General features: G+C 53.8%; 15 protein-coding genes and 4 pseudogenes. 12 read left to right on the top strand and 7 right to left on the bottom strand.

Features of this window, described 5'->3' with window-relative positions; genetic code table 11:
• Positions 1-538: 538 nt before the first annotated feature.
• A complete protein-coding gene (locus OA238_RS16105) occupies positions 539-1,705 on the bottom strand; it encodes a LacI family DNA-binding transcriptional regulator (RefSeq protein ID WP_245581331.1) in 1,167 nt (388 codons plus the stop codon).
• A 79-nt stretch (positions 1,706-1,784) separates the two neighbouring features.
• Between OA238_RS16105 and OA238_RS16100 the strand changes: the two genes are divergently transcribed.
• The 11 genes and pseudogenes from OA238_RS16100 to OA238_RS16045 all read left to right on the top strand — a co-directional run.
• On the top strand, positions 1,785-3,107 hold the full coding sequence (locus tag OA238_RS16100; RefSeq protein ID WP_044038412.1) for an ABC transporter substrate-binding protein: 1,323 nt from the start codon (positions 1,785-1,787) through the stop codon (positions 3,105-3,107).
• Positions 3,108-3,245: 138 nt separating this feature from the next.
• A complete protein-coding gene (locus OA238_RS16095; protein WP_015495984.1) occupies positions 3,246-4,193 on the top strand; it encodes a carbohydrate ABC transporter permease in 948 nt (315 codons plus the stop codon).
• Entirely contained in the window at positions 4,190-5,128 is a 939-nt protein-coding gene (locus OA238_RS16090) for a carbohydrate ABC transporter permease (protein ID WP_015495983.1), read from the top strand. The genes OA238_RS16095 and OA238_RS16090 overlap by 4 nt, the downstream gene beginning before the upstream one ends.
• A complete protein-coding gene (locus OA238_RS16085; protein ID WP_044036991.1) occupies positions 5,125-5,325 on the top strand; it encodes a hypothetical protein in 201 nt (66 codons plus the stop codon). The genes OA238_RS16090 and OA238_RS16085 overlap by 4 nt, the downstream gene beginning before the upstream one ends.
• Before the next feature lie 3 nt (positions 5,326-5,328).
• Positions 5,329-6,426 carry an ABC transporter ATP-binding protein gene (locus OA238_RS16080; RefSeq protein WP_015495982.1) on the top strand — a complete coding sequence of 366 codons (1,098 nt, stop codon included), beginning with the start codon at positions 5,329-5,331 and terminating at the stop codon, positions 6,424-6,426.
• The gene (locus tag OA238_RS16075) at positions 6,419-7,414 is read left to right on the top strand and encodes an ABC transporter ATP-binding protein (protein WP_015495981.1); all 996 of its coding nucleotides are present in this window, start codon (positions 6,419-6,421) and stop codon (positions 7,412-7,414) included. The genes OA238_RS16080 and OA238_RS16075 overlap by 8 nt, the downstream gene beginning before the upstream one ends.
• A gap of 12 nt (positions 7,415-7,426) precedes the next feature.
• Positions 7,427-9,046, top strand: coding sequence for a dihydroxyacetone kinase subunit DhaK (locus OA238_RS16070; RefSeq protein ID WP_015495980.1), 1,620 nt, complete (start codon positions 7,427-7,429; stop codon positions 9,044-9,046).
• A 297-nt stretch (positions 9,047-9,343) separates the two neighbouring features.
• Positions 9,344-10,231 (top strand): tyrosine-type recombinase/integrase, encoded by an 888-nt coding sequence (locus tag OA238_RS16060; RefSeq protein WP_015495979.1) that lies wholly within the window; start codon positions 9,344-9,346, stop codon positions 10,229-10,231.
• A gap of 9 nt (positions 10,232-10,240) precedes the next feature.
• Positions 10,241-10,843: pseudogene (locus OA238_RS16055) on the top strand (IS91 family transposase); the annotation flags it as partial.
• Between the two features lie 129 nt (positions 10,844-10,972).
• A complete protein-coding gene (gene tnpA / locus OA238_RS16050) occupies positions 10,973-11,392 on the top strand; it encodes an IS200/IS605 family transposase (protein ID WP_015494130.1) in 420 nt (139 codons plus the stop codon).
• Between the two features lie 3 nt (positions 11,393-11,395).
• Positions 11,396-11,983 (top strand): annotated as a pseudogene (locus OA238_RS16045) (IS91 family transposase); the annotation flags it as partial.
• Positions 11,984-12,537: 554 nt separating this feature from the next.
• On the opposite strand, the gene OA238_RS16040 reads toward OA238_RS16045, so the two are convergent.
• On the bottom strand, positions 12,538-12,948 hold the full coding sequence (locus OA238_RS16040; protein ID WP_144055915.1) for a hypothetical protein: 411 nt from the start codon (positions 12,946-12,948) through the stop codon (positions 12,538-12,540).
• Between the two features lie 883 nt (positions 12,949-13,831).
• Positions 13,832-14,305: pseudogene (locus OA238_RS16035) on the bottom strand (hypothetical protein); the annotation flags it as partial.
• Between the two features lie 94 nt (positions 14,306-14,399).
• On the opposite strand from OA238_RS16035, the gene OA238_RS16030 reads away from it, so the two are divergent.
• Positions 14,400-15,632 (top strand): ISL3 family transposase, encoded by a 1,233-nt coding sequence (locus OA238_RS16030; protein ID WP_015495002.1) that lies wholly within the window; start codon positions 14,400-14,402, stop codon positions 15,630-15,632.
• 27 nt (positions 15,633-15,659) lie between these two features.
• Here OA238_RS16030 and OA238_RS16025 read toward each other — a convergent pair.
• The 4 genes and pseudogenes from OA238_RS16025 to OA238_RS16010 form a co-directional block, all read right to left on the bottom strand.
• A pseudogene (locus OA238_RS16025) lies at positions 15,660-15,917 on the bottom strand (hypothetical protein); the annotation flags it as partial.
• 205 nt (positions 15,918-16,122) lie between these two features.
• Positions 16,123-16,683 (bottom strand): hypothetical protein, encoded by a 561-nt coding sequence (locus OA238_RS16020; RefSeq protein ID WP_015495978.1) that lies wholly within the window; start codon positions 16,681-16,683, stop codon positions 16,123-16,125.
• Positions 16,684-16,695: 12 nt separating this feature from the next.
• Positions 16,696-18,852 (bottom strand): DNA topoisomerase, encoded by a 2,157-nt coding sequence (locus OA238_RS16015; protein ID WP_015495977.1) that lies wholly within the window; start codon positions 18,850-18,852, stop codon positions 16,696-16,698.
• 335 nt (positions 18,853-19,187) lie between these two features.
• Positions 19,188-20,186, bottom strand: coding sequence for a TrbL/VirB6 family protein (locus OA238_RS16010; protein WP_015495976.1), 999 nt, complete (start codon positions 20,184-20,186; stop codon positions 19,188-19,190).
• Positions 20,187-20,192 lie beyond the last annotated feature (6 nt).

The following is a 20,192-nucleotide window of genomic DNA, read 5'->3' as shown; positions in this document are numbered from 1 at the left end:
CCCGTCAAATTGGTCAACATCGGCTCCGATCTGCGCAGCATTCCGGGAAAGCGTCGTCTCGTGCCAAGCACGGCAAAACACAGAAAGTCTGCCGAGGCAGCTCGTCAACGACCCCGATATCACCGCGGCGCATGGTTTTGAGCGCCACCACTGGCCTCTGCTGTATCTACGAAAATTAGGTTCGGTCAGCCGCCGATCAGTGCTTTCCCCATAGCTCCAACCAAGCCCCCGCAGCTTCCTCCTTCCGAGGTTTGTCAACGTGGGCCGACACCGATCCAGCAACAAACGTCGCGCAGCGGCCCGCATCGAAAAACCTTCAGGAAACCGGACTTTCGCTGCAATCGCGAAGGGATGAGGGCCAGTCGGCCAAAGCGGACAATGGCCACATGATCACATAAATTGTTTGTTGCTGGATGCATCGCCACCTGTTTCCAGAACGTCCCAAGTCGGGCATTTTCTGTTTGAAAAGGCTCTGCTCAAATTCGTATAAGCTCGTATTTGGACGTTTGGGCCTTATGGTTCAACTCTTCAATGATACTCAAATATTAGTCCGGAGCAATATGTCAATCCGGATATTTTCTTGCGATCCAACTGTGCGCCGTTGATCTACATTTCCCTTCAACCTGCGAATTGCACTCCGGACAATATGCCCGGCATCTTGTGCTATGACGCCGTCCAGCGTTTGAGCACGTAAAGCATGTTCCGTATAAGGCGTGCGTTCATGCGCGATTTTGATAATCGATGGGTCGATGTCCAGATCCTGAAGGATGGTGAGTGGTTTCCGTGCCTCGGTTGCCATGACGTAAATGCCGACTGTGTCAGCGTTGTTCGCGAGGCTGGCAGCAATAATCTCGCGTGCACGGGCTTCATTGCCATAAGTCTCAAGTGAGGGAAGGACGCGCAACTGGTCGAATTCGGCGTTTATTTCTTCATCAAAGCCCAGACGGCGCTCGAGGCTGTCACGCGATTGCATGCTTTCCGCAATCACCATGATGGACCCCTCTTGTGGCCCAATGAATTGCCCAAGTAGAAGGGCCGCGGTTGCCCCGGCGGCGCGGTTGTTGATGCCCACCCAGTCAGCATCCATCATCGTTTGGTTCGAGATAAAGGGCAGCGCTGCGATGCCGCGATCTTGAACACGTGAAATCGCGTCGCGCACCTGTGGGGTTTCTGGCGACATAATAGCGACGCCAGTCACCTCATGCGGTGACAGGCTATCCAAAAAGTCTGAAATGCTGTGCGGATTATTTTCATCGATATGCCTTACGTCGCAAAAGACATGGTCGGTTGAGAAGATTTCTGCAGCCTCATCGATATGCTGCACGATGCGTTCCAAAAACTGATCACCTGAGCGTGGCAGGGCAAAGACAAAGCGGTAGCGTTGGGATTTCGCCAAATTTGCCGCCTGTAAGTTACGAACGAATCCCAGGTCTTTGATGGCCTGTTGCACGCGATCGACGGTCTTTTGCTTCACGCCATCGCGACCATTCAGGACGCGATCGACAGTTGCGCGACTGACGCCAGCCACTTTTACAAGATCTTTTATTGTCGGCCTGAGCATCAGTTTTTGCGGCGCCATTATGGGTCTTTCTTCTATTTTATCAGGCTTTTGTTCGCCTGCAATCGCAAGGGCACTTAAGCGTATCTTCAAGCAATATACCCAATAGTGAGGCACGTGTCTCATTCTTTTGTTGTTTTGAGGCACGTGCCTCACTAAGAAGGTTATCATGAGAGGGCGCGACGAAAAGGTCGGCCCAAGCAATAATCCATGGGAGGATAAATTCATGAAAATGAAACTGATGATGCACGCCGCGGCTGGCGCAATGATGGCCACCGGTGCTTTTGCTGATGGCCATGCAACGGATTTGACCCTGTGTTGGGCCGCTTGGGATCCCGCAAACTCACTGATCGAACTAAGCAAAGATTTTGAAGAACAGTCTGGCCACACCATGAACTTCGAGTTCGTGCCTTGGACCAGTTTTGCGGATCGTATGCTGAACGAGCTGAACTCGGGCGGGCAATTGTGCGACCTGATGATCGGCGACAGCCAATGGATCGGTGGCGGCGCTGAAAACGGTCACTACGTAAAGCTGAACGATTTCTTTGATGCGAACGGCATTAGCATGGATGACTTCTTGCCAGCGACCGTAACCGGTTATGCTGAATGGCCAAAGAACACTCCGAACTACTACGCGCTGCCTGCTTATGCTGACGTTGTTGGTTGGACTTACCGCAAAGATTGGTTTGAGCGTCCAGAGCTTCAGACTGAATTCATGGACACCTACGGTTACGCGCTGGCAGCGCCTGAAACCCTTGGTCAGTTGAAAGACATCGCTGAATTCTTCCAGGGCCGCGACATCGACGGCACGACTGTTTACGGTGCTGCGATCTACACAGAGCGTGGGTCCGAGGGCATTACGATGGGCGTCACAAACGCGCTTTATAACTTCGGTTTCGAATATGAAAATCCTGATCAGCCTTATGATCTGGAGGGGTTCGTAAATTCCGAAGGGGCGGTTGCGGGCCTTGAGTTCTACAAAGAGCTCTATGACGTTGGTACACCTCCGGGCTCGTCCAACTGGTATATGGGTGAAAACATTGATGCCTTCCGTTCCGGTCAGGTTGCGATGCAGATGAACTTTGCATTCGTGTGGCCTGGTGTCGAAGCTGACGAAACAGTTGGGGGTGGCAATTCAGGATACTTCCCGAACCCAGCTGGTCCAGCGGGCCAGTTCGCACAGCTTGGCGGTCAGGGCATCTCGGTTGTTGCCTATTCTGAAAAGCAGGACGCTGCATTGGAATACATCCAGTGGTTTGCTCAACCTGAGGTTCAGCAACGTTGGTGGGATCTGGGCGGTGCATCCGCGCTACGTGCGGTCGTCGAAGCGCCTGATTTCGCAACCAGCCAGCCTTATGCGCAGACGTTCCTTGATAGCATGGCCATTGTGAAAGACTTCTGGGCAGAGCCTGCCTACGCAGATCTTTTGATTGCGACGCAAGAACGCATGCACAACTACGTCATCGCTGGTGAAGGCACTGCCCAAGAAGCGCTTGATGGTCTTGTCCGTGATTGGACCGAAGTCTTTGAGGACGAAGGTAAGCTTTAACCTACTCCCTGTTGGATGCCTTCCCTGAGTAGGCGTCTGATACTCTCCCTCCAATTGATGTGAACGCGTCGGTTGGAGGGGCTTTTAACTTACAATTTATACGCCACGGGCCGAATTTGCGTCTGAAGGAATTCCGATATGACAGTCTCCCCCATAGATAGGGTCGCCGCCAAAACACCGGACGGCGTCGCCCGACGCATAAAGGGCTTCTCGGATCGCACTATCGCGTGGATTTTTGTCGCACCAACGGTTTTCTTACTGCTGGCCGTGAACATTTTTCCGCTGATTTGGACGATCCGTCTTAGCTTCACAAACTTCCGCGTAAACCGACCAAACAATGATGTCGAATGGGTCGGCCTGCGCAATTATCAACGCATTCTGACCGACCCTGATGTGTGGAACACCATGCAGGCGACGGCACATTTCTTGATCTGGACTATCACGTTGCAGGTACTGATCGGCTTCACATTAGCATTTCTGATCAACAAGAAATTCAAAGGTAACGACATGTGGACGACGATTATTGTGTTTCCAATGATGTTGTCGCCTGCGGTTGTAGGTAACTTCTGGACTTTCCTGTATCAGCCACAAATCGGCCTGTTCAACTACGTAGTTGCGTTCTTTACGGGCGCTGACCCGGCAAGCTTTTCAATGATTGGAGACGTGCACCTCGCGCCCTGGGCCATTGTGATTGCTGATACATGGATGTGGACACCGTTTGTGATGCTGATCTGTTTGGCTGGGCTACGATCGATCCCTGATAGTATTTACGAGGCCGCCGAATGTGACCGTGCAAGCAAATGGCGCCAGTTCTGGACCATCACCATACCTATGGCGCTGCCGTTCCTGATGCTGGCTGTACTGTTCCGCGGGATCGAGAACTTCAAGATGTTCGATCTTGTCGTTCAACTGACGGGTGGGGGGCCGGGCAATACGACTACGCTCACTTCCATCGACCTCAAACGGGAAGCGTTTGAAAAATGGCGAACGGGGTATTCAAGTGCCTACGCTGTCATCCTGTTTGTCACCGTGTTCGGCCTCGCGTCGATCTATGTCAAAGCACTGAACAAGGTAAAAGAACGATGAGCTATTCAGCCACAGAGCCTACAAGGGGCACCAAATGGTTCGCCGGTATTGCCGTTGTTCTTTACGCGATCATCACCTTGATCCCGCTTCTTTGGATTGTTGCGACGGGGTTCAAATCACCCGCAGATTCCATTGCCTACCCACCGGTCGTGGTGTTTGAGCCAAGCCTTGAAGGGTATGTGAACCTGTTTACTGAACGAACGCGTGCGACAGACGACATGCTTGAGGCAGCAGGACCTGCGGTGACATGGTATGATGAAATCACACGCAATCGCGGCACGATCATTTCCGGCCCGTCGCGCTACGGTGAGCGGTTCTTGAACTCGGTCATCATCGGGTTTGGATCTACGTTACTCTGTATGATCTTGGGAACAGCCGCCGCCTATGCGTTCAGCCGTTTTAAGGTGCCGCTAAAGGACGATCTGTTGTTCTTCATCCTGTCCACGCGGATGATGCCGCCTATCGCCGTCGCAATTCCGATTTTCCTGATGTTTCGAAATCTCGGTCTCAACGACACGCACCTCGGAATGATCCTGCTCTATACTGCAGTAAACCTGTCGCTCTCGGTTTGGCTACTCAAGGGCTTTATAGATGAGATCCCGATCGAGTACGAAGAGGCGGCCTTGATTGACGGCTACACACGATTCCAGGCGTTCTACAAAGTGGTCCTGCCACAGGCGGCCACAGGCATCGCATCCACGGCGATCTTCTGCCTTATCTTCGCATGGAACGAATACGCCTTTGCGGTTCTGCTTACGTCCGGCACCGCGCAAACAGCGCCACCGTTCATCCCGACAATCATCGGCACCAGCGGTAAAGATTGGCCCGCAGTAGCGGCGGGGGCCACGATCTTTCTCGTGCCTGTCATGGTCTTCACCATCCTGCTTCGCAAACACCTGTTGCGCGGGATCACATTCGGGGCGGTTCGTAAATGATCACCTTTTTAAGTACATTCATAAGTGGACTTTTGCGGTTTCGCCGTGGGTCTTGGGAAATGTTGGCGACCATTCTTATTGCATTAGGGGTCTTCATGTTGATGCAGCCTTTCTTGCTGGGCCTTTACAGCTATTCCTTCATTGTAACCCTTGTCGGCACGGTGATGTTCATCATCGTTAGCCACTTTCCGGAGTGACCCATGGCACAAATTAGAATTGAAAGTGTGCGCAAGGATTTCGGTTCGTTCAATGCGGTGAAATCTTCGACGTTCACGATTGAAGATGGTGAATTCTTCATGTTGTTGGGCCCATCGGGCTGCGGCAAGACAACGACACTGCGGATGATGGCGGGGTTAGAACTGCCGACATCCGGAGAGATCTATATCGACGGTGAAGAGGTTAGTCAAAAACCAGCGAGCCAGCGCGATATCGCCTTCGTCTTCCAGATGTTCGCGTTGTACCCACATATGAACGTCGGCAAAAACATCAGCTATCCATTGCTTTGCCAGGGTATGCCTAAGGCGCAGGTTCGCAAGAAGGTAGGTGAGATCGCTGAAATTCTTGGCATTACCGACATTCTCAAGAAACCTGTTGGTGGCCTATCTGGTGGTGACCGTCAGCGTGTTGCGCTTGGTCGCGCCATCGTTCGCGACCCCAAGGCGTTCTTTATGGACGAGCCATTGGGTGCACTTGATGCGGAATTTCGCGAACACATGTCCGAGGAACTCCGCAACCTTCACGACCGTATGAACGCTACGACGGTCTACGTCACCCATGACCAGCTTGAGGCCATGCAGATGGGCGACAAGATCGTCGTGATGAACCACGGTTCTGTTGAACAGTTCGGCGTACCGCAAGAGATCTACGACTGGCCTGCAACGAAATTTGTGGCGCAGTTTATTGGCTCACCCTGTATGAACTTCCTCGATTTCAAAGGTAAAGTTGCGGGCGGGCAGGCATCGGTTCAGCTTGATGATGTTGTTTTGAACATGCCGGAATTGCTGGACGGTGCGAGTGGTGACCTCACCTTCGGTGTGCGGCCAGAACATGTCCATCTTGATGATGCAGCACCTTATCGTGGCAAAGTCGTCGCCACGGAATACCTTGGCACGACGCAGATCATCACGCTCGATACCCCGAACGGTCAGATCAAAGCACGCGAAGCCTCTCTGAAAAACGTCGCCGTTGGTGAGCAAATTGGCCTGCGTTTTGATGCGCGCACCGTAACCATTTTCGATGCATCGACAGGGCGCGCCCTGCGCAGTCATGCCAACCAAGGAGTGTTGTCCCATGGCTGAAGTCACCCTTACGAATGTGTCCAAATCCTTTGGTGAGGACGTTGCATTGGACGATGTGACCATGACCGTCCCTGATGGTTCGTTTGTCGTTCTGCTTGGCCCCACGGGCGCGGGCAAAACGACGACACTGCGCATGGTGTCAGGCCTTGATAAACCCGACAAGGGCGGCATCACAATTGGTGGGCGCGACATGGCGGGGATGACGCCCGCACAACGTGATGTGACGATGGTGTTTCAGCAATACTCGCTTTATCCACATTTGACTGTGCGTCAAAACCTTGAATTTCCACTCAAGTCGCCGATCCTGCGCACCCCTCAGCCAGAGATTGATCGAAAAGTTAACGAGGTCGCCGAAGTACTGCAGATCAGCCACAAGCTGGACAACAAAGCCACGGCCTTGTCGGGTGGCGAAATGCAGCGCGTGTCCATTGGTCGTGCCTTGGTGCGCCAACCGTCGGTTTATCTGATGGATGAACCGCTGAGTTCGCTGGACGCCAAACTTCGCTCAGACTTGCGGATCGAGCTGAAAGGCATTCAGGCAAATTCCGGTGCGACGCTTCTGTATGTGACTCATGACCAAATTGAAGCCATGACAATGGCGACCCACGTCGGCGTTTTGGACAACGGCAAGCTGGTGCAATTTGGCACACCGCGTGAATTGTACGAAAACCCCGTCAGCGTTTACGCTGCCAGCCGTCTTGGACAGCCGCGCATCAACGTTCTGCCCGCAGATATCTTTGGCGGCGCGCCCGGTGCGGCCACTCATATCGGGCTGCGCCCTGAACAGATTTTGCAAGGGGACGGCGAAGACAGCACCGTGCACCGCGTTGAACATCTTGGCGATCAAACGCGCCTGCATCTGTCATTCAAGTCCCACGATTTGATTACCGTCACAGATGCGCACACTGATCTTAAAGCGGGCGATATCGTTAAAATTCGTCCGCACAAAGCACTCTATTTTGGCGCCGATGGCGCGCGCGTTGCGTAAGGGGAAATGGCCATGAAGCAGTTTATAAACAACAAAGAAGACATGGTGACAGACGCCATCAACGGAACGATTGCAGCATCGGGCGGCAAGCTTGCGCGTCTTGATGGCTATCCACATATCCGCGTCGTGGTGCGTAGCGATTGGGGTAAATCCAAGGTGGCATTGGTATCGGGCGGTGGTTCTGGTCATGAACCTGCACACGCAGGCTTTGTGGGTGCTGGTATGCTAACCGCAGCGGTTTGCGGTGACGTGTTTGCCTCCCCCTCTGCAGACGCGGTTCTGGCTGGTATATTGGCCGTCACGGGACCGGCAGGGTGTCTGTTGATTGTCAAAAACTACACCGGTGATCGACTGAACTTTGGTCTTGCCGCCGAACGTGCACGCGCATTTGGACACAAGGTGTCGATGGTGATTTTGGACGATGACGTCGCGCTTCCCGATCTGCCACAAGCACGCGGTTTGGCAGGTACGCTCTTCGTTCACAAAATCGCGGGGGCGATGGCTGAAAACGGGGCCTCACTTGAGGAGTGCACCAAGGCCGCGAAACGTGTGATCAAGAATAGCCGTAGCATTGGTATGTCACTGGACACCTGTACTGTTCCTGGATCGCCCAAAGAAAACCGCATTCCCGAAGGAATGGCTGAACTGGGTTTGGGCATTCACGGCGAAGCAGGGGTCGAACAAGTCGTATCATCAGGCGCTAAAGACGCCGTTGCGAAAGTCGTGGAAAAGCTTGTCCCGACGATGGCGGATGCACAGCATGCCGTTCTAATCAACAACCTTGGTGGGGCGTCCGTGTTGGAGATGTCGATCCTGACGCAGGACCTTTTGTCATCTGACATCAAAGACAGAATCAAATACATCATCGGTCCAAATGCTATGATGACCGCATTGGATATGCATGGGTTTTCAATTTCCGTGGTTGAGCTAACCAAGGCAGATGAAGCATTGCTATTGCAGCCTGTCGATGTTGTCGGCTGGCCTGGATGTAACCCACGTACACCTACGAAAGTATTGCCATTGCCCGATGGTCTTTCGCCGATCCGTGCGCCCGCATCGCCACATGCAGCAACAAAAGCTTTCCTGACAACGTGCTGCGAAATTTTGATCGCATCTGAAGCTGATCTGAACGTCCTTGACGCTAAGTCTGGTGATGGTGACACAGGATCGACGCTTGCCACGGCTGGCAAAGCTCTGATCGAGGCTATGGATACGTTGCCTTTGGCAGATCACACCCAGCTTTATCGTGCGATTGGGTTGGAACTCAGCCAGACTATGGGCGGATCTTCCGGCGTATTGTTGGCAATCTTTTTTGCGGCGGCAGGGGATGCCTCGGCATCGGGAAAGCCAATGCGCGCTGCCTTGCAGGCAGGTCTGGAACGGATGCGCCAAGTTGGAGGTGCGAACCCCGGTGACCGCACGATGGTAGATGCACTGGCCCCTGCGCTTGACGCGCTGGATGCGGGCCTCACGTCTGCATCGAATGCTGCGCGCAAAGGCGCGGACTACACAGCAACGCTGACGACCGCAAAGGCGGGACGCGCAACGTATATCAACGCCGAACAGCTGGAGGGTCACATCGATCCAGGTGCTGAAGCTGTCGCCCGCCTGTTCGAGCATTTGGCATCATGAAACATCAATTGCAGCAAACGTTAAACACTGTTCTTGCACGACGCGTGTAAGAACTTGATCTGGTCGGGTTGCACGAATGGCCGCAATGACGAGCTGCGCTGCAGCATTTTGATCAGGTGGTGAAGGTCTGGTTTGGGCCGTGAGCGACATTCGACAACAAGGGCGGATGGACTAAGCCGCTCTCGCGGCAATTGCGCTTGTTGCTGTGGTTGCATGCTGACCTGAACTTTTGGTTTTGTGATTTGGCAAATCTGTTTGACGATTGGGGCTTTCTCAATCCACAAACAGGAGGTTGCCATGAAGGAAGAGAAGACAACGGCGCTGCGCCAGCGGATGATTGAAGATATGCGTATCCGCGCGATTGGTGAGACAACCCAGAAGGGTCACATCCGTGCGATCAAACATTTTGCGACATTTCTTGGTCGCTCGCCGGATACGGCGACACCTGACGAACTCAGGGCTTATCAGCTTCACATGACGGACACCGAGGTGACGACGTCGACCTTCAATACCCGGATTGTGTCGCTGCGGTTATTCTTCGGTGTGACCTGCGGGCGCGAAGAGATGAAACGATACATGCAGTTCCGACGCAAACCGAGGAGGCTGCCTGTTGTTCTGAGCGTCGAGGAAATTGGTGATCTGCTGGCGGCGGTGCCTGGACCAGGTCTCACATATCGTGCGGCACTCGGTATCTCCTATGGCGCAGGACTACGGGCTTCAGAAGTCTGCCATCTCAAAGTGGTGGACATCGACAGTGGCCGGATGCTGATCCATGTAGATGAGGGTAAGAATGGTAAAGATCGCAAGGCCATGCTGTCGCCGGGGCTGCTTGACCTGCTGCGTGAGTACTGGCTTGAGGCACGTCCTGAGGGGTGGCTGTTTCCCGGCAAACCAAAGATCAACCCGTTGTCCCTGCGCCAATTGAACCGCGCCTTCACATCCGCCAAACATATGGCTGGGATCAACAAACCTGCGACGCTGCATACTCTGCGGCACAGCTTCGCGACCCACCTTCTGGAGGCTGGAACGGACGTACGCGTAATCCAGGTTTTGCTTGGGCATTCAAAACTGAGCACGACAGCCCGCTACACCCACGTTGCCGCCAAAACGATCCGCAATACGGTCAGCCCGTTCGAGGGGCTCAAGCAATTGCAAGATCGCACGCTACGACGGGGGCTCGAGTAGCACCCGAGGTTGGAGACCGGGCACAAGCTGGAGATCGCTGACATTTTCCGCTCCTATGGCCCCACGTGGCGGTGGGCCAATGCGGGGCATGTTAGCCTGGCTCAGCTCAAGGTTATGTCAGCGATTGAGGCTTGCCGAACCGAGGCGCTCGGCGGGCATGTGGCGGCATGTAGCGAATGCAATCATCAGCACATCGCCTACAACTCCTGCAAAAACCGGCACTGTCCCAAATGTCAGGGTCCTGCCGCGCGCGACTGGATGGCCGCACGCGCCGACGATCTGCTGCCAGTGGAATACTTCCACGTCGTCTTCACCCTGCCTGCTGAGATCGCCCGCATCGCATATTGGAATAAGAAAGCTATTTATGGACTTTTATTCAAAGCATCTGCGCAGACCGTCACGACCATCGCCGCCGATCCCAAGCGACTTGGCGCACGCATCGGTCTAACCAGCGTTCTACATACTTGGGGCTCGGCGCTGACACATCACCCACACATCCACATGGTCATTCCCGGTGGCGGATTGTCAAAAGACGGCAAGAGGTGGGTCGCGTGCAAGCCGGGGTTCTTTCTGCACGTGCGTGTGCTGTCTCGACTGTTCCGACGCTTGTTTACTTTCCACAAACGGGATTAAAGCCACCGGCTTCCAGCCGGTCCGCTTTAGCGTAATGTACTATAATCTTCCCTCTCATTTTTAAGACCCCGCGAAGCGGTAAGGGTCTTAAAAATGAGAGGGAAGATTATGATCTATTCCACAGGAAGCCATACCAAATTTTATCACCGGTTTCACGTCGTCTGGACAACAAAATACCGATACAAAGTTATGCGCGGTGAGATGCGTGAGCGTATCCGTGAAATCATTATCCAAACATGCCAAGAACTTGGCGTGCATATTGAGAAGGGCGTATTGTCGACCGATCACGTCCACATGTTCATATCGGTCCCGCCTCAGATAGCATTGTCAAAGGTGATGATGCGGATCAAGGGACGCTCGTCTTATAAGATACAGCGCGAGTTTCCCGAACTGCGCAAACGGTACTGGGGCCAGCGGTTTTGGGCTCGCGGATTTTTCTCAACAACCAGCGGCAATGTCACTGACGCTGTCATACTTCAGTATCTTGAATTACATTCAAAAAGGGAACCTACCGGCGTCAGCCGGTAGTCGTTCAGTGAGGGGCTTCTGGCCTTACATCGCGCGGGCAAACTTGCCTTCTTTGGTGACCACACCAGTCTGGCGAACCCCGACACCTTCACCACATGGCTGGCTCCGTTACGCAAATCAGAATGGGTGGTCTATGCCAAACCGCCTTTCGGAGGACCCGAGGCGGTGCTCGCCTATCTCAGCCGATATACGCACCGCGTGGCGATTTCTAACAGCCGCCTGATCAGCGCGGATGCCGAGACGGTCGCCTTCCGCTGGAAGAATTACCGGATCAAGACCGGCGAACAACAGACTACAATGCGCCTAGCCACGGACGAGTTCCTCCGCCGTTTCCTGATCCATACACTGCCTGACGGCTTCCACCGTATCCGGCATTATGGCCTGCTGGCTAGCGCAACCCGCAAGGTCAATCTCGCAAAGGTCCGCACCTTGCTCGGAGCAGAAATCGCGAAGCCCGACGATCCGCCAAGCGCCGATATCATCCCGTTAACGTTACGAGAACCTTGTCCAGACTGTGGTGGAGCAATGCGCATCATTGAGACCTTCCGCCGTGGTCAGAAACCCCAATGTCGTGCCCCACCAAAGGAGTAGGCAGCAAGATGAAGTGCCCGTCAAATTGGTCAACATCGGCTCCGATCTGCGCAGCATTCCGGGAAAGCGTCGTCTCGTGCCAAGCACGGCAAAACACAGAAAGTCTGCCGAGGCAGCTCGTCAACGACCCCGATATCACCGCGGCGCATGGTTTTGAGCGCCACCACTGGCCTCTGCTGTATCTACGAAAATTAGGTTCGGTCAGCCGCCGATCAGTGCTTTCCCCATAGCTCCAACCAAGCCCCCGCAGCTTCCTCCTTCCGAGGTTTGTCAACGTGGGCCGACACCGATCCAGCAACAAACGTCGCGCAGCGGCCCGCATCGAAAAACCTTCAGGAAACCAGCCATTCGGTTCGCCTGCAAAGTAAATTGGGCAACATGGAGAAAGCGGACGCTCGGGGCTGCGACCCAGTTTTTTCAATGTGTAAACGCAGCTAACGGCAGGTCTGAACCCACTGTGACGATTGCTGCAATCCGCACCTATGGAAGCGAACCGCCTGTTCGTGTCGTTTGTCTCTTCTGGCTCACCACCATTATTAGGTCATTGGCCCAAGCTATCCTTCGCCGCTCAGTCTCTTGATCAATCTCTCCTCCTCAGCCCTGGCATCTGCCTTGCTAAATCGCGTCCATTTACTGCGATTGGCCTCCTTCGGCAGGATTTCCCAATTATCTGGCACGTCCAGCCCACAGATAAGTACCCAATCGTCGGACCCACGCTTGATCTTCGATCGAATTGGTATCACGTGATCCAACTCATGAGGCTTGCCGGTTTTTTCGGTTAGCTTTCGGACTTCAGCCAATGCCGTTTGCTTAGCATTTCTCGGTGTCATCGCTCTTTCGATAGGAGATTGACCGCGCTTGGGTCGCGATGCCTCATACCGGCGGCATTCGGAACAATCCTTGGCCATGCCGTTGAACGCTGACCGATCCAACATCTCCCCACAAAGACTGCATTGCTTTTTCACGCTATTTCCTCAGTCACCCTGCTTCAAAGATTACCAAGCCTTATCGTTATTCGCACCCAGCGTTAAGTATCAGCGACGACCTCAAGATTTCGTCATCGAATTGCGGCTTCGTCCGCATAGTGTGAATTCGAACATCGCGAACTTCGCAGTTGCAGCGAAAGTCCGCAATGACTGGCTGCAACGCCGCGGTCAGTATCAGTGACGAAGGTCGGCTGCGGGCTGTTAGTTGAGAACTTGCATCATCAATTCGCGAAGCACGGACGAGGATACAGGTTCAGCTAGCTTATTTATGGCGCGCAGACCGAGCGTTTTTTGCCCATCCCGTAATCGTTTGGCTTCGACCACGTAAAATAGCCATTCTGAAGCTTCCCTTTGGTCCTCTCCTTCATGCCAGGCAAATATATACACGTCAGCTAGACGAGTGGCTAACGCGTTATCAACGTAGGTCTTGCCATTGGGGTAGTGTCCTTTGGCCGCCGCAACACTGAAACGCGGTAGGCTAGTCGATGTGCCCCATGATTGCTGTCTTGCTGACTGTTTCACCTCGACCCGCAGCCCATCTGACCGTTCTAGGTCCCAAGCTGCTCAGTCATTACCAGTGTGCTTCCATCCGCTACCAAGAATTTCACAAACCATCGCTTCGACCCAAAGGCCTCGCAGGCTGTTTTGCATGTGTGGGACATCGAACATGCTCCGAATTCTGGCGTAAACCTTCTCGTTCATGGCTTAAAGATGGACCTGAAGATCAAATCAAGCAATCAATTTGATGCCGTGTGTGGGGGCAGTAATCTTGGAGACGCTGCAACGCAGCAACGATAGGGTTCACCAAAGTCCGCTTCGGGCTGCAAGCAGCGGTGCGTTATGGGGTCCGTAAGCACTGCTCTCACTGAACTGACATCGGTTGCAGCATGTCGTCGGTGTCAAGTTTGAGCGCACTGCGCCAGAGCGGCGTCTTGAACACATGGCACACCTGCTTGCCAGCGCCATCTTCACGGGTCTCAATCAGTAACCCTGCCCATTCGAGCGGCCAAAGCACGCAAGATGAGAACGCTGCCATCTCACGCCACCCCGCGGCGTGCCAGTCTTCTGGCTCACCGTAAAAGGTTGCAAACAACTTAGCCTCGGTCGTTCCATGATCAGCCTCTACGTTAATCACGTTCATCCAGACGTCCCATTTTCCGAAGGGACGGTCATCGAAGCGCGCATAGGACGCGTGATCGATCTGGAACAGAAAGTATGGGATCAGCTCGGCAAGCAGGCGACTAGGAGCCTGCGCCAGATCTGCGCCTCGCTTGGTTAGCCGAAACTCACCCTTGAAGTGACGTCCCAAGCGCAACGTAATTAGCAGGAAATGCAGGCTCTTCTCCGCTTTGTTGAGTAAGAAAAGATGCTGACCATCAAGTAACCTGTTGATATGTTAGGTTTCTGACAACTTTACATAGGGCAGGTATATGACCATCGACATCTCGCAACATATTTTACGCCTGAAGGGGCAACGTGTAAATGAAATTGAGCTGGCTGAAGACGGTGCGAAGGTTATTGTTCAGTGCAGTCGGGATGCCCGCAGGAGCGCTATAGACCCTGCAACCGGCAAGAAGGGTAGCATCAACCAACATATTCGCCGACAAGTAAACGACATCCCGTTTTTTGGGTATCCTTGTGTGATTGAGATTGAGCTAGCGCAGGTTTTTATTAGCAAGGGTGAGCGCCGCATTGAGGCGTGTCCTTTTGTTGATAAAGGGTGCCGTTTCACCCATCGATTTTGCCATCTTATCAGTGGATTGTGCCGTCATTTATCCATTCTGGCTGTCTCCAGGCATTTAGGTATACGATGGGAGACGGTAAAGAATATCGACAAGGCATACCTGATGGAAACGCTCCCTGCGCTTGATCCCGCACAGCTTGCTGGCTTGGAATACATTGGTGTCGATGAAGTGGCCCGGGCGAAAGGTCATGACTATATGACGGTGGTCTACGATATGGTCGGAGGGCATCTGATCTGGGTGGAAGCCGGTCGAACTGCCGAAGTTTTTTCAAGGTTTTTGAAACAGCTGCGGCCAGATACAGCCCATAAAATAAAGGCCGTGTCGATGGATATGGGGCCTGCCTACCAAAAGGCTGTCAGGGAGTCCTTGCCGATGGCCGACATCGTATTTGACCGTTTCCACGTCATGAAAAACTACAGCAAGGCTATCCATAATCAGCGTCGCCTTGAGTTCAGGAAGGCCGATCCAAGTGGTAAAGAGTTGATGAAGGGCACGCATTATCTGTTGCTCAAAAATGCGGATAAGTTGAATGAAAAACAAAGTAACAAGCTGCAAACGTTGCTGGAGAGCAATAGCAACCTGAATACGCTTTACGTCTTAAAAGAACAGCTTCAGGCTCTGTGGAGCGCCCCATCATTTGAGGGGATGTCAGAGCAACTGGAAAATTGGTGCCTGATCGCAGATCAGTCACACATGCTCTATCTGAAAAAGTTCGCAAAATCCCTAAGAAAACATTGTGTGGGCATATGCAACTACGCGAAACACAAGCTGACAAGCGCCAGGATAGAGGCTGGTAATGTCAGTATAGGAATGATCCGCAAACGAGCCAGGGGCATCAGGGATACCGAATACTTCAAACTCAAAATTAGACAATCATCCATCCCAGATAATCAATCTATGTTCTATTTGAAATCCTAGAATAACTCAACAAAGCGGAGAAGAGCCGAAATGCAAAACCTCGAGTGGGGGGAATTCATATTCATTGATCACGTTTTTGTAGCGGAACATCTCTTCGGCGCTTTTCCCTGGCCAGTCGAAATGCTCGATAGCCCAATGTACGAAAGCGCGCTTGAAGGCCTTGGTTTTGGTCAAGCCTATTGATTTGTGCTCCTGCGCATATTGCAGGGTCAAGAGAGCGCCCCGAAGCAACGGAGAATGTGTGAGGTCCGGATGGTCTTCGGCGAGAGTGCGAAATTCAATCATATTAGGATATTGCCACAGGCCGCGCCGCATTTCCATGATCTACTGTGTAAGTTCACAAGAACAAGATTTTGCATATTGCAGCGAAAGACTGGTTCTATGGACCGCAATGCGGCGTACACTGGAGCTGGTCAATGGCCAGTGTGGCCCGTCTTGCCGCGCCGGGTGTTCATCTTACAGGCCTTGTGACTTACATGGCCGCAAGCCGCTATTCAAAGGCATCTCGCAGGTCAGCAAGGCGATTTGACAACTCATCTGGGTGTCCCCAACCGATTTGACCATAAACGCGGGCAAGCTCCGCCTCAAGCAAGGGCGAAAACTCGGCGAATAGCGCCTGATCTTGTTGTTTCATCAGGGTTTGGACAACACTCGAGAACATTGAACACAAGCTGTCATAGAAGCTTGCGTCGATATCCCCGAACTCAAGCGTGAAATCATTGCCGCATTTGACGTAGTAGATCATGAGGGTCAGTGTATCACGGATGTTGCCATTGGCTTTCTTGAAGTCACTGATGGCTTTTCTGCCAGCGGCCAATTTTACATCCTCTTTCCAGGGCTGCGTTGGGCTGATCGCTCGCTGAATTCTTGTCATGTAAGGAGTGAGATGGTCCTTCTTTGCATCCCCCCCGCTCAAGAAACGGGAATGCATGAAGGACGCGTTTTCTGCATTCAGGCGGTATAGGTCCTGGACCAGCCCCAGAAGTTGGGCGGAAGAAAACCGCGACAGCACCGGTTTGACGTCTTTCCATGATTTCTTCGCACTGCTCATCGCTGCCCTCTCTTACCGTCGATCATGCTTATCTTTGATACCCTCAGACTTCGCACCGCGCTTTGGCAACTTCCCTTTGTTCTTTTTGATAAAGGCAGAAAGGGCTGCGCGATCTCCAAGGATTGCGTCCGGCAAGTCGACGTTCGCGTCACTGGCAATCTTGCGCGCAAAGGCCAGCTGGGCATCACTTGGACCGTTTCCTTCCAATCGCGGCCCGAGGAATTCCGAACAGATCTTGCGGTCAGTTGTTGCGTCTTTGGGCAAGCGCGTCCCTATCCGCTTCGCTTTGGCGCGTGCGGCCTGAAGCATCTTTGGGCTCGGTTTCGCAGTAAAATCAATATCGAGCTTGGTGCCTGACTGGCCGCGCTGCTCCATCTTTGCGGCCAAGGCCGCCGCGCGGGCCACAATTGTATCGACCACAGTGCGTGGATCCTGCTCCCCTTTGAGAATACCATCAAGAGCCAGCTCCATTTCAGCCGTCGCAGCTGGATCAAGGATTTCGGGGGCCTCTTTCAGCAGAACGTCGTAGATCGCCAGTGCGAGGGTGCTTGGCGCTAGATGCTTATCAATGACCTCAAACAGGTTCTGGGTTTTTAGCCCCTCGAGAATGGAGGCGCGCGTCGCTGGCGTTCCGATCCCGGCAGCCCCTTTTAAGCGCTCCGCTGTTTTTGGATCACGGGCATATTTCCACGCTTCCTGCATTGCTTTGATCAAGGTGCCTTCATTGAAACGGGCTGGTGGCTTGGTCGTCTTTTTATCCGCCCCGGCTTTGACGGCATTGACTATCTGGCGGTCTTTCCAGGGCGGCAGGATGGCTGCAGCCTCGGCGTCGCTCTTCTTGCTGGCGTCAGGATCCGCGCCGAGCGCCTCTCGCCAACCTGGTTGCCGTTCGACAATACCACTTGCGGCAAACTTGCGTTGTCCAGCCATCAACGAGATTTCTGTGCGATCATAATGGCGGTCCGGGCCAATGGCTGCGGTATAGCTCAGTGCGATCAGTTCAAAAAGACGACGCTCATCGCCGGACAATGCCCCAAGCACACGCGCCCATTTATCTCGGGTCTTGAAGTTCGGAATAATCGCATGGTGCGAAGCCCCCGCAAGCCCTTCATCAGAAAAGCAGCCTCGCTTGCCCATGCGATATGTTGGGTTCTCGTAGGCCACTTTAACAAACGGCAGCTCCCGCAAACCATCGAGCATGGCCTGGGCATTTTGCTTTTCGGCCTCCGGCAAATATTTGGTCTCAGCCCGAGGGTACGTCGTAACCTTGTGGGTCTCATAAAGCCTCTGTGCTACATCGAGCGTTTTTTGTGCGGACCAGCCCCAGCGCGCCGCGCGTTGCTGCAAGAGCGGCAAATCCATCAGGCGTGGCGGCGGTTGCTTCTTTTTCTCAAAGGTAACCTGCAAAGGGCCTTTCCAAGGATCAAAGGATGCGATGATCCTTTGCGCCAAATCCTGATCAAAAACCCGGGCTTCGTGCGCAGGGAAGTGCTTGAGCCGCAGGCCCTCTTTGCCGTCACTGACATCAACCCAAAGATCAAAATAGGGCCTTGGCTCAAAACCTTGGATCTCGCGCTCCCTTGCGCAGACGATCCCCATGGTTGGGGTTTTGACCCGGCCGATGCCAATGGCCCCCTTCATGCCATGCGGCTTAAGGGCAATCGTCACAGCACGTGTGGCTGTCAGGTTGGCAATCTGGTCACTCTGCGCACGCGCGACGGCAGCCGCGTAAAGCGGTCTGTAGTGTTCATTGGGCTTCAAGGCCTCGAATGATTGTCGCAGGGAGACCGGATCTTCCGCAGAAAACATTGCCCGCAGCACCTCACCCTTGAACTTGAAGTAGCGTAGAATGTTTTCACCGATGGCCTGACCCTCGCGGTCACAGTCGGTTGCAATAATCACGCGGTCAGCTTCTTTCAGGGCCGCCTTGATTTCTGCAATCAGCTTGTCTTTGCCATGGCTATTATCCGGGCGCAGCGGGTAAAATCCAGATTCAGGGCGCAACACCTCATAAGACCACTTCTTCCAAGCTTCGTTGACTTCAGCGGGCTCCGCCAGTTTGAAGATGTGCCCGCGTGCGGACAGTATCCGACCATAGCGGTTTCCCAACGCCTCGCGCAGGTTGCGTGCCTGTGAAGGTTTTTCGGCAATGACAATCGATCCGCCCATATCAGTGCTGCCCTGCAGTTAGCCCGACGGTGGCATTGTAGATATGAGGCGGCTGAGTAATCATGCGTCCACGGCCAATATTTGGAAATAGCCACGGCGCAACACAGTCGGCAAGAATATATCGCCCATTGGAGCATTCGTCATTTCAAGAACCCAGTTTTCCAAACTTGCAGCCACGCACCAATTTCGTCCAACGCACGTTCGCAAGCTTTTACATCTCATCAGTTGTCAGTTTACATTGCTCTGGAACAAAATGCGAACATTTTTCTGTAGCTGCGATAACTTGAGTCGCTTCAGATAGGGGGCTGCCTCAACCCAAGGCGTCGCGGGCCAATTCATTCCAACCTTTTTGACCTCTCCGACACCTTCTGAACCAGTGAAGCGGCAGCACTACCGGCCTGGCGCACACCCGTACCTGCGATTTCCCCAGCTGACTGCGTTCCAAACCGCGCCCGTGCGCGGGAGCCTCTTGTTCCAGCTACGCCTTTTGCGAACCCGCTAACGCCGGGCATGCTTGGCGGACCTGCCATCATCAAGTTGCCCGAGATTGCGCGGACGATCAGCGGTGTGGCGACGATCATGCCACCGGCGAGGAACATCATCATAAAGAAGGGGATGAGCGCGCCAATATTGCTGGCACCTTCGGGATCACCAAGCTCGGCCAGCAAGGACTGCGACATCCCCACGACAATGGAAAACACCCCCGCGATGACCAGCGGGTAGAGCGCGTAGGAGACGGTGGAGGACAGCCAGCGCAGGAAATAATCCTTGGTCACGTCGAAGAGCGACAGCGCGATCATGATTGGCGCGATGCCGATCATGAAGGCCAACATAATTTTGGCAAAGATCAATACAAGCCCGCAAAGCGCGCCGATGATGCCGAGCAGAAACGCTCCAATGGCACCAATGAGTGCCCCGGCCATCCAGTGCATATTGTCGCCCGCGGCATTGAGGTAGTTCCCAAACTCAGCGATGAGATCGTCGAAGGCGGCGGCAAAATAGGCCGCCCCCGCGCCACCGCCGCCCAGACCCGCGATCATACCGCCCGCCAGCTGATCAAGCCCATTTGTGATGGCACCCGCAATGGTATTGAACTGCACCCAGTTGAGCGCAAAGAGCGTGATCAGCATGAGTTTGATGGCGAACCAGAAAGCCGTGCGGCCATCAACTGACCGCACCTGCAGGGCCATGTTTACGAAGAGGCCAATGACGGCAAGAGTTGAGCCCACGGCAATGATACCGCCTACTTGGCTGGCGACGGTGCCAAAGGTGGTCTCGGCCGCCCCGTCAAGATAACCGTCTGTGGTCTCCACCATCCAGGTGACAACGCCCATGGGATC

This window comes from Octadecabacter arcticus 238, from assembly GCF_000155735.2.
Classification (GTDB): domain Bacteria; phylum Pseudomonadota; class Alphaproteobacteria; order Rhodobacterales; family Rhodobacteraceae; genus Octadecabacter; species Octadecabacter arcticus.
The sequence above is the reverse complement of the archived record's forward strand: the minus strand, read 5'-3'. Positions and strand labels throughout refer to the sequence as shown.